This window comes from Acinetobacter sp. YH12039, assembly GCF_013420015.1.
Classification (GTDB): domain Bacteria; phylum Pseudomonadota; class Gammaproteobacteria; order Pseudomonadales; family Moraxellaceae; genus Acinetobacter; species Acinetobacter amyesii.
The window spans coordinates 23221-32661 of the sequence record NZ_VOZA01000035.1 but is presented as its reverse complement, the minus strand read 5'-3'; the positions used below and the strand labels follow the sequence as shown (position 1 = coordinate 32661).

Annotated in this window: 9 protein-coding genes; 3 read left to right on the top strand and 6 right to left on the bottom strand. The window is 39.7% G+C overall.

The genetic code is table 11. The annotated features are described in order from the left end of the window. Nucleotides 1–334: 334 nt before the first annotated feature. Nucleotides 335–775: a hypothetical protein gene (locus FTT98_RS13160; protein WP_180177458.1), complete on the top strand. Its 441-nt coding sequence runs from the start codon at nt 335–337 to the stop codon at nt 773–775. An 84-nt stretch (nt 776–859) separates the two neighbouring features. Here the strand turns inward: FTT98_RS13160 and FTT98_RS13155 are convergent, their stop codons facing one another. From FTT98_RS13155 to FTT98_RS13130, 6 genes are all read right to left on the bottom strand, one after another. Next, nucleotides 860–1444, bottom strand: coding sequence for a lytic transglycosylase domain-containing protein (locus tag FTT98_RS13155; protein ID WP_168378689.1), 585 nt, complete (start codon nt 1442–1444; stop codon nt 860–862). A 339-nt stretch (nt 1445–1783) separates the two neighbouring features. Next, nucleotides 1784–2269 (bottom strand): GNAT family N-acetyltransferase, encoded by a 486-nt coding sequence (locus tag FTT98_RS13150; RefSeq protein WP_180177457.1) that lies wholly within the window; start codon nt 2267–2269, stop codon nt 1784–1786. Nucleotides 2270–2357: 88 nt separating this feature from the next. Then, on the bottom strand, nt 2358–3557 hold the full coding sequence (locus FTT98_RS13145; RefSeq protein ID WP_180109163.1) for an acyl-CoA dehydrogenase family protein: 1200 nt from the start codon (nt 3555–3557) through the stop codon (nt 2358–2360). A 29-nt stretch (nt 3558–3586) separates the two neighbouring features. Then, the gene (locus FTT98_RS13140) at nt 3587–4873 is read right to left on the bottom strand and encodes an acyl-CoA dehydrogenase family protein (protein WP_180177460.1); all 1287 of its coding nucleotides are present in this window, start codon (nt 4871–4873) and stop codon (nt 3587–3589) included. A 241-nt stretch (nt 4874–5114) separates the two neighbouring features. Then, nucleotides 5115–6488, bottom strand: a complete 1374-nt coding sequence (locus FTT98_RS13135; RefSeq protein ID WP_180177456.1) for an AarF/ABC1/UbiB kinase family protein — start codon at nt 6486–6488, stop codon at nt 5115–5117. 157 nt (nt 6489–6645) lie between these two features. Beyond that, on the bottom strand, nt 6646–6951 hold the full coding sequence (locus FTT98_RS13130; RefSeq protein ID WP_180177455.1) for a hypothetical protein: 306 nt from the start codon (nt 6949–6951) through the stop codon (nt 6646–6648). Nucleotides 6952–7260: 309 nt separating this feature from the next. Here FTT98_RS13130 and prmB point away from each other — a divergent pair, with 309 nt between their 5' ends. Continuing rightward, nucleotides 7261–8271, top strand: a complete 1011-nt coding sequence (prmB, locus tag FTT98_RS13125) for a 50S ribosomal protein L3 N(5)-glutamine methyltransferase (RefSeq protein WP_078193871.1) — start codon at nt 7261–7263, stop codon at nt 8269–8271. 13 nt (nt 8272–8284) lie between these two features. Beyond that, nucleotides 8285–9379 (top strand): chorismate synthase, encoded by a 1095-nt coding sequence (aroC, locus tag FTT98_RS13120; protein WP_180009499.1) that lies wholly within the window; start codon nt 8285–8287, stop codon nt 9377–9379. Nucleotides 9380–9441: the final 62 nt, after the last annotated feature.

The window sequence follows — 9441 nt, the reverse complement described above, 5'->3', positions numbered from 1 at the left end:
CCTTCCCGAACTCAGAAGTGAAACCTCTTAGCGCTGATGGTAGTGTGGGGTTACCCATGTGAGAGTAAGTCATCGCCAGCTCATTATTCGAAACACCCCCTGATATCTCAGGGGGTGTTTTTTTATGTGTGGAAAAAATGGAAAAGAGAAAAATAAGAAGAAAAGCAGAAGAAAAAACAGGGAAATGATAGATATTCAAAAAGAATAAGGCCGATCAACAATAAACTCGTCTAGAACTCTTTTATATCATTTAAAATGTTTTGCTAATGAAAATGTGTAATAAATCAATATAATAAAATCGTTTGTCTCTTTAATAATATATAGGGTATTTAAGATGTTTTTAAAAAAATTATTAGCTACAGTTTTATTTGCATTTGTTTCTTTCAATACTACAGCCGGTGTGTATCAGGGTAAACTAAGTGAATGTTTGGTAAATAAAATTTCAGCAAAAGAGAGTCAGAACTTAACAGCTTGGATTTATTTGGCATTTTCAGCACATCCAGAAATTTCTAAATATAGTAAAGTAACGCCAGTTGAGATACAAAAAATTGATAAAAATATGGCTATTCTATTTCAAGATTTATTTACTAAACGTTGTAATGCTGAAATCAAAGCTGTTACAGAAAATGAAGGAACAAATGCACTAGGTAAAGCATTTGAACTATTGGGAAATCGTGCAGCTGAAAATCTGATGAAAAATCCAATTGTTGAAAAACGTATTGCATTATTTGCGCAATATTTTGATGAAGATAAAATGCGTCAATCTATGAAATAATTGAAGAGATTAGACCTAACAAAATTTATCCTCTTAAGCTTAGTTAGGTCTATATGGTTAAATAAAAGATTAAATTTTTAGAAATTATAAGGAACTTTTTAAATTATTTTGATGTTGCTTCACTTGTTTTGCATAACGTTTGCCTTGTTTTTTCATTTTTCGATTGGTGTTATAAGCAGTAGGTCCGACATTATAGTAGGCTAAAGCTTTTGGCATGCTGCCAGCGGCATTTTTATATTTAGTTAAAATAAATGACCCACAATTAATATTGGTTAATTCGTCATATAAATCCCCAGGGCATGTTGCTTGCCAATAACGTGGCATCACCTGAGTTAAACCGACTGCACCTGCAGGAGAACTGACATAAGGGCGGAAAGTTGATTCTTGGCGAATAACGGCAGCCAGTAGTAAAGGATCTAAGTTGTATTGATCGGCAGTTTGCACAATGTAGGGTGACACTCGATTTGCAGTTTCAGGATTGACTGAATAGGCCTTTTGGATCCCTGATGAAAGTTTAACTGCACGTTTTTCTACAGAGCCACCACCTAGTGATGAACATCCAGAAATCAGGGTTACAGATATAATAACAGTTGAAAACTTTAAGCTGTGAGCGCTTAGGAGCGACGAAAGACGAGTTGAAAGGCGAGTTTTATTCAGAACATTCTGCATTTATATTCACTTTAAAATAATCATGGCTAAGTGTAATTTCTAAAGCGATATTATGAACTGGAGACTTAGAGGTCAATATTTTCTTAAGATGGTCTGTACAGTGAAATTGTAAGAATTGATGGAAATGTACTCAAATTACATGATTTTTTAAGTGAAGAGAGAAAAAGATCGTGTTAATTGAATCAGTATTTCTCTCTTAACATGGTACTTATTAAGATTATGGGAACATTCAAATCCCGAGAACTTTAGTTATAAAAAACTAGAATATCCATTCATCAAATAACTGTATTTGATAAAGCTGTAAATCTTTCCAGTGAAATTTGTAGAATCTAATTTTATTTAAAGCGTTTTAAGCATCCAAATTTCGCATGCTTGGCTATGACCTGTATTGCCCTTGGGAGCTTGTAAGTGTTCAAATCCTACTTTTTCATAGAGTTTTACCGCTTGTCCAAGTGCATGTGTAGTTTCTAAATAACACGCTTTAAAATTATGATCTTTGGCGAATTGAAAACAAAGTTCTAAAATATCTTTGGCTAAGCCATGACCACGTAATTCAGGCATAAAATACATTTTTTGGATTTCTAAAATGCTTGAATCTCCAGCTAAAGGAGAAAGGCCGCCACCACCTAAAATTGTACCGTGTTGATTTTCAATAACCCAATATTGTGCATTTGCTTGCGCATAAACGTGATATAAATCATCTAAAATTGGATCTGCAACGGCAAATCCTGATTCAGGTGCTAATCCAAATTCTTTGGAAACTGTGCGAATGACATTGGCAATGCTTGCATTATCTTCAATTTGAAGTGGTCGGATTTGAAACATAATGATCGAAAAACAAAAAGATGGATCGTTTATAAACTGATCCTATAAAAAAATCCATCTCTAAGTTTAAAGCTACTCAAGCAAAAAATTATTTTAATTCGCTTGAACTTTTACCCAGTTCACGACGTGCAACGATTAATTGTTGAATTTGCTGTGTGCCTTCAAATATATCGAGGATTTTTGAATCACGTGCCCATTTTTCCAATAATTCATCTTCGTTATAACCGACAGCCGCTGCGAGCTCTACACACTTTAACGTGATTTCATTACCTACACGGCCTGCTTTTGCTTTAGCGATGGATGCTTCACGTGAGTTAGGTTTTTTGTTGTCGGCCATCCATGCGGCTTTGAGCATGAGTAGACGTGCTGCTTCCCAGTCTGCTTCCATACGGTAGATTTGTGCAGCAATATTCGAGCTTTGTAAGATCGGTGTTGAATACTGCTCATCTAATTCATCTTTAAAGATTTCTTTAATTCGCTCTAAAGATGCTTTTGCACAGCCAACAGCCATCGCGGCAACGAGCGGGCGAGTATTATCAAAAGTTTCCATAACCCCAGCAAAACCTTTTGCTACATCAATTTCAGCATTACCTAATAAGTTTGCAGCAGGGACACGACAATCTACAAAACTAATGGCAGCAGTATCAGAAGCTTTAATACCCAATTTATGTTCTAAGCGTTCTACAGTCATGCCCAGCGTACCTTTTTCAACAACAAAGGATTTTATCGCTGCACGGCCTAATTTTTTATCTAGCGTTGCCCAAACCACCACAGAATCAGCACGTTCGCCCGAGGTGACAAAGATTTTTTCACCATTGAGTATGTATTCATCACCATCTTTCGTCGCTGTTGTCCGAATAGCTGCTGAATCAGAGCCGCAATTGGGTTCTGTAATAGCCATAGCGGCCCAAGTCCCTTTTAAGCGTTCTAGTTGTTCATCATTGGCTACTGCTGCAATAGCCGAGTTTCCAAGCCCTTGACGAGGCATACTGAGCAACAGGCCTGTATCTCCATAGCACATTTCGATGATACTGAGGGCTGTTGACATATTGACACCGTTTTTATTACCAGTGTCTGTGTCGCCACGTTTATTGACGGCGGCACCTGCATTCATGCCATCACCGCCATCATTCATACCGTCAACGAGGGAAGATAACATGTCTAATTCTTTTGGATAGGCGTGTTCGGCTTTGTCATATTTACGTGAAATAGGGCGTAGAACATTTAAAGCGACTTCATGGGCTTGGTCGATCAGCAATTTAAATTTTTTCGGATTTTGTAAGTTCATGGACATTTCCTTGTTTTTATTTTGCTGAATTATGCATGTAAGCCAGATTGAAGAATCGCTGTGGCACGTAAGTCTCGATACCAACGTTCTACGGGATGTTCTTTGGTAAAGCCATGACCACCTAATATTTGCACGCCATCGGTCCCAATTTTCATCGATTTTTCAGCACATAGCACGCGGGCTAAATAGGCTTCACGATGAAATGGCTTGCCGGCTTCGGCTAGGCTTGCTGCATTGAGGATGAGCATATGCATGGCATCAATTTCGATTGCCATATCTGCAATCATAAATGCCACACTTTGACGGTGCGAAATTGGCTCTCCAAAAGCTGTACGTTCGTTTGCATATTGAATGCAATATTTTTTGACTGCAGTTGCGGTGCCAACAGCCATGGCACACCACATTAAGTTGCCAAGATCGATAAATGAGGTGTAATTGAAATCTTGATCTCCTAAGCGTTGGGCAGGGGTCTGATCAAATTTTAAAGTTACCGTTTCAGTGGCTTTCAAACCCATAGCAGGTGTTTTTTTTGCGCTAATGCTCTGGTCGCGTTGCACAATAAAAACTTCAGGCTGCCCATTGAGCATGGCACTCACTAACAGCACATCTGCCTGTTCGCCTAGAAGGACTAAGGTTTTCTCCCCACTGATTTTATACTGCTGGCCATCAGCAATCGCGTGAGTTTTAAGTTGATAGGGATTAAATGCCGCTGTTGCCTCTTGAACCGCAAAGCTTGCACGTAGGGCTGAATCATCTGCAAATGCCGCTAAGTAGGTTGCTTGAACAGATTCGGAACCCCATTGGGTAATGGCGTTGATACAGCTAAACGTCGACAGTAAACCTGCTGTTAAACTAAAGTCACCTTCAGCCAATTGTTCAGCAATTAAGATATTGCTAATGATATTTTTTTCTGCCGCGACGCCACCCAAATCTTCAGGTAAGGCATAATAATTTAGACCTAGATCTTGGATATGTTGCCATAACGCTTCAGGAAATCTTTCCTCTTGATCGGCTCGATGAGCAAGTGGATACAAGACTTCTGTGGCAAAGTGCTGCATCGCATCAGCAGTCATTTGCTGTTCTTCAGTCAGGTTTAAATCAAATAATGATTTTTGTTGATTTGGCAAACGTTGCTTATGCACATCTTTATTGGTCTGAAATGCTTTTTGTGTCTGGCTCAGGGTTTTAAAACCAGCTTTTGAGCTTTGATATAAAGATTTTTCAACAAATTTGCGCAGTTTAAACTGATCGAGTACATCACTTCCGGCAATTTTAGTTAAAAGTGAGAGTCCAAATCCTTGAGCCTTGTTTACCATATTGGTCATTGTTGTTTTCCATTTGCGTTGTTCTTATTTAATGCTGACATGCCAAAGATAGAAAAACCATGTCATAAATGACATGCGTCATTGTCAAAGATAAACGGCAAGATTAGGTGGGGTTTTATAGGTAAATGATTAATTAAGAATAAAAAAGTAAAAAGGCTTAAAAGGATTGTTATTTTGAAATTGACTTGGCTGACATTTGAGTCAGCCAAGTCTTGAAGTGTGCATTGAATGATTATTGATATTTTTGAATCATACGACGAACATTGGTTTTTGCTTCAATGACGGTCATAAAGGTATATGCACCGATAAATTTACGGCTAATAAACATAAACTCTTTAGGTGGAACTGAGAAGTAACGAGATGCCATCGATTTTGACGCTTGTTGCATCACACGGCTATGTAATTGGCTTTTTTTCCAATCATAGCGATGTTGTTCGTCCATAACACCAGCAGGGATGTCCGGGTTATTTGCAGTGCTACTAAATGCCTCTGTCGCTAACAAAAAGACTTTAGCCATATCAGGTTTAATACTTTGTGGAATACCATCAAAGAACTCATAACCTGTCATCGCTTTGACCATTTGCTCAGAGCTGTGATGGTAACCCGCGGTAATCAAATTACGCGCAACCCCTAATAGATGCTCATCGAACTGCCGAATCGCACCAAAGTCGAGGAGAACAATTTTATCTGGCACATCCGCACCGTTGCCCAAACGGACCAAATAGTTTCCGAAGTTAGGATCGGTTTGCATTTCACCCCATTCAAAAATTTCACGTACGGCAATCTCAAGTGATGCTTCACCTAAGGCATTACGGCGCTCTTGAGGAAGTGACAGCATTACTGGGCTGTTAATCGGCACACCACGTTCAAAGGTCATACACAGTACTTGAGGTGTTGAATAACCTTCAATGATTTGCGGGACGATATATCGTGGATCTTCTTTTAAGCGTGCAGCAAAACGGCGTGTGGTATCTGCTTCGATTTTATAATTTACTTCACGATGCATCATTTCACGAACTTCATCAAACCACTGATCAAATTCACGCGTTTGGGGCACCATTCGTGTCAGTTTGAGCATGTTTTTGAATAGATTCATATCTGAATCGATAGCATCTGCCACACCCGGATACTGGATTTTTAATACCAGTTCTAAACCATCAGATTTACGTTTTGCACGGTGAACTTGTGCCAAAGACGCAGTGCCAAGTGGCTCATGATCAATCACTAGATCATCAAGCTTTGAGCCTAGTTGATTTTGTAATTGGACTTTGATGGCTGGCCATGCCAATGCAACTGTTTGATTGTTCAGCGTGTTGAGGGCTTGCGTGATTTCTTCAGGCAGAAAATGTTCACCATACAACGCCATCATTTGCCCAATTTTTACAATTGAACCTTTTAATTTACCAATTTCTGCGACGAGATATTCAGCCTGATCTTTCATGGCTTTTTTACGCTTTTTCTCTTTTTCTTCCTCACTCGAAAAAATAGAAGTGGCGTTTGATGCTGCCCAACGAGTTCCCGCAAGTAGCGATGCCTTTGCGATAGATAAGCGTCGATCCATAGAAGACGTTTTCAAGTGTTTGAGCTTATCGTTCTGATCTGACATGTAAATTAAATCCTTTAATCAGCAATTCGCAGAAAAATACATTGTAGCTAATTTTAACGTTTCTTAACGTATTAAAATAGTTCAACTTACTGAATATGCAGTAAGCATTTGCAAACTTAAGCAAGATGCCGCGTAGACAGGCACATTGGAAATAAAACTATAAACGATATTTGATTTTTACCGTATCGTTTTGCATCAATGCGGCTTTATGTTCTTCAATATGTTGATGAATAAGATGTTGGACAGATTCGTCTTGAAATCCGGAAGCATAACCTTTGACAATAATAATGCTCGGTAAGCTAAAAAATAGGGTGCGTGCGTTTTCTAGACTCGCATCAGGGAAAACTTGATGTTCGATCAGCAGTTGCTGAAAAAATGCCTTTTCAGTTTGCACGTTTAAAGACTGAGTGTCTTCCCAATAGCTTTGACGCATAGCCATGAGGTTATTGTGCTTATAGCTCATTGGAGCTCCGCATTTAAAATTTAACTGTTTGTATGGGGATGATTTTAAGAAAATAAAGCTTAGGATCAAGTACAAATTGCTAAACAATTGAGCTTGAATTGGTTTTTATTCGTAATTTTCATCTAATTAGATTTTATAGAATGCTGAAAGGCATAAAGTACACATTTCATTTCAGCGAATGTATCAGACCTCATATATACGGTTATGAAATGCTTTCAAGCGGTGAATAATGCCGTATTTTTATTATAAATAGCATTAAAACAAGGTATCATAGGGCGTTTAAAAAATTATGAACTGGAGACGCCTTAAGTGGATCGACCGACTATTAGCCCTGAACATTTACAGGAAGCAGCTGAAAACCTATCTACAATTCGTGATTATATCCGCTTTGGGGTAACAGCTTTACGTCAATATGATGCCCACTTAGGACAAGGTACAGAAGACTATTTTGCTGAAAGCTCAGCATTGGTTTTACAAACGTTATCTCTAGATTGGAATGCAGATGCGGAAATCTTAGATGCGAAATTATTGCCAAGTGAAGTTGCAGAATTTTTAGCATTGTTAGAACGTCGTATTAATGAAAAAGTTCCGACGTCTTATTTACTTAACTTGTCGTATTTCTTTGGTAAGCCATTTTATGTCGATGAACGTGTACTGATTCCACGTTCTCCAATTGCAGAATTGATTGAAAACCGTTTTGCGCCGTATTGCTTAGGTGAAAATGGCGAAATGGGTGCTGCGGTTAATAACCTACCTGAAAATGCCAATCCAAAAACTCCTCAGCGCATTTTAGATATGTGTACGGGTTCGGGTTGTATCGCGATTGCCTTAGCTTATGCATTCCCAGATGCTGAAGTTGATGCAACAGATTTATCTAAAGATGCACTTGAAGTGGCGCAAATTAACTGTGAACACCACAATAAACAATATCAAGTGGCTTTACTTGAGTCTGATTTATTCGCCAAAATTCCAGCAGAAAATCAATATGATTTAATCGTGTCGAATCCACCATATGTGGATGCTGAAGACATGGCAGATTTACCAGAAGAATTCCACCATGAACCTGAAATGGCGCTTGCTGCGGGTCAAGATGGTTTGGATCTTGTACGTAAAATGTTGGCACAAGCTGCAGATTACCTGACTGAAGATGGCTTAATTGTGATCGAAGTGGGTAACTCAGAATGGGCAATGCGTCAAAACTTCAATACCGTTGATTTTTACTGGTTACAGTTCCAAAAAGGCGGTACAGGTATCTTTGCATTGACTGCTGCTCAATGCCGCGAATACCGAGATTTATTCATTCAATCTGTTCAAGCATAAGGAGTCGTTTGACATGGCAGGTAATAGTATAGGGCAACTCTTCCGTGTAACGACTTGTGGTGAATCTCATGGCGTTGGTCTGATGGCCATTGTCGATGGGGTTCCACCGGGTATTGAACTGACTGAAGCCGATTTGCAAAAGGATCTGGATCGTCGTAAGCCGGGCACATCTAAGTTTGCGACTCAGCGTAAAGAACCCGATGAAGTTGAAATTATTTCAGGCGTATTTGAAGGTAAAACGACCGGTACATCGATTGGTCTATTGATCCGTAACACAGATCAAAAATCAAAAGATTATGGCAACATCGCGCAAACCTTCCGTCCGGGTCATGCAGACTATACTTATACACATAAGTATGGTTTCCGTGATTATCGTGGTGGTGGTCGCTCGAGTGCTCGTGAAACTGCGATGCGTGTTGCTGCAGGTGCGATTGCTAAAAAATACTTGTTTGAGAAATTCGGCATCGAAATTCGTGGTCATGTAACGCAAATTGGTACCGAAAAAGCACAGAAATTGGACTGGAATGAAGTTCCGAATAACCCATTTTTCTGTGGTGATGCAGATGCCGTCCCACGTTTTGAAGCTCTAGTAACGTCACTTCGTGAACAAGGAACGAGCTGTGGCGCTAAACTGGAAATTATTGCGACACAAGTGCCAGTTGGCTGGGGCGAGCCTGTATTTGATCGTTTAGATGCAGATATTGCACATGCTATGATGTCCATCAACGCTGTAAAAGGTGTTGAAATTGGTGATGGCTTTGGTGTTGCCGAGCAGTTTGGTCATGAAACCCGTGATGAGTTAACTACGGATGGTTTCTTGGCAAACCATGCTGGCGGCATTTTGGGTGGTATTTCGAGTGGTCAGGACATTCGTGTTGCGATCGCCTTGAAACCAACAGCTTCCATTACTACGCCGGGTAAAACCATTACGATTAATCGTGAAGATACAGATGTGTTGACCAAAGGTCGCCATGATCCTTGTGTCGGTGTTCGTGCGACACCAATTGCAGAGGCGATGTTGGCAATTGTGCTTATGGATCACTTCATGCGTAACCGCGCACAAAATGCGGATGTAGTCGCACCATTTGCCCCAATTGAACCCAAGTGAGGAAACAAAGCGCTGCTTTGTTCCGAACGCGGTTGGTGAGTAGCGTTAGCGAGTCACAGTAG

What these genes read in the sequence shown, in the direction of transcription:
- FTT98_RS13130 (WP_180177455.1), bottom strand. Translation starts at nt 6,951, where the DNA reads ATGAGCTATAAGCACAATAACCTCATGGCTATGCGTCAAAGCTATTGG.
- FTT98_RS13140 (WP_180177460.1), bottom strand. Translation starts at nt 4,873, where the DNA reads ATGGTAAACAAGGCTCAAGGATTTGGACTCTCACTTTTAACTAAAATT.
- aroC (WP_180009499.1), top strand. Translation starts at nt 8,285, where the DNA reads ATGGCAGGTAATAGTATAGGGCAACTCTTCCGTGTAACGACTTGTGGT.
- FTT98_RS13155 (WP_168378689.1), bottom strand. Translation starts at nt 1,444, where the DNA reads ATGCAGAATGTTCTGAATAAAACTCGCCTTTCAACTCGTCTTTCGTCG.
- FTT98_RS13145 (WP_180109163.1), bottom strand. Translation starts at nt 3,557, where the DNA reads ATGAACTTACAAAATCCGAAAAAATTTAAATTGCTGATCGACCAAGCC.
- FTT98_RS13135 (WP_180177456.1), bottom strand. Translation starts at nt 6,488, where the DNA reads ATGTCAGATCAGAACGATAAGCTCAAACACTTGAAAACGTCTTCTATG.
- FTT98_RS13160 (WP_180177458.1), top strand. Translation starts at nt 335, where the DNA reads ATGTTTTTAAAAAAATTATTAGCTACAGTTTTATTTGCATTTGTTTCT.
- FTT98_RS13150 (WP_180177457.1), bottom strand. Translation starts at nt 2,269, where the DNA reads ATGTTTCAAATCCGACCACTTCAAATTGAAGATAATGCAAGCATTGCC.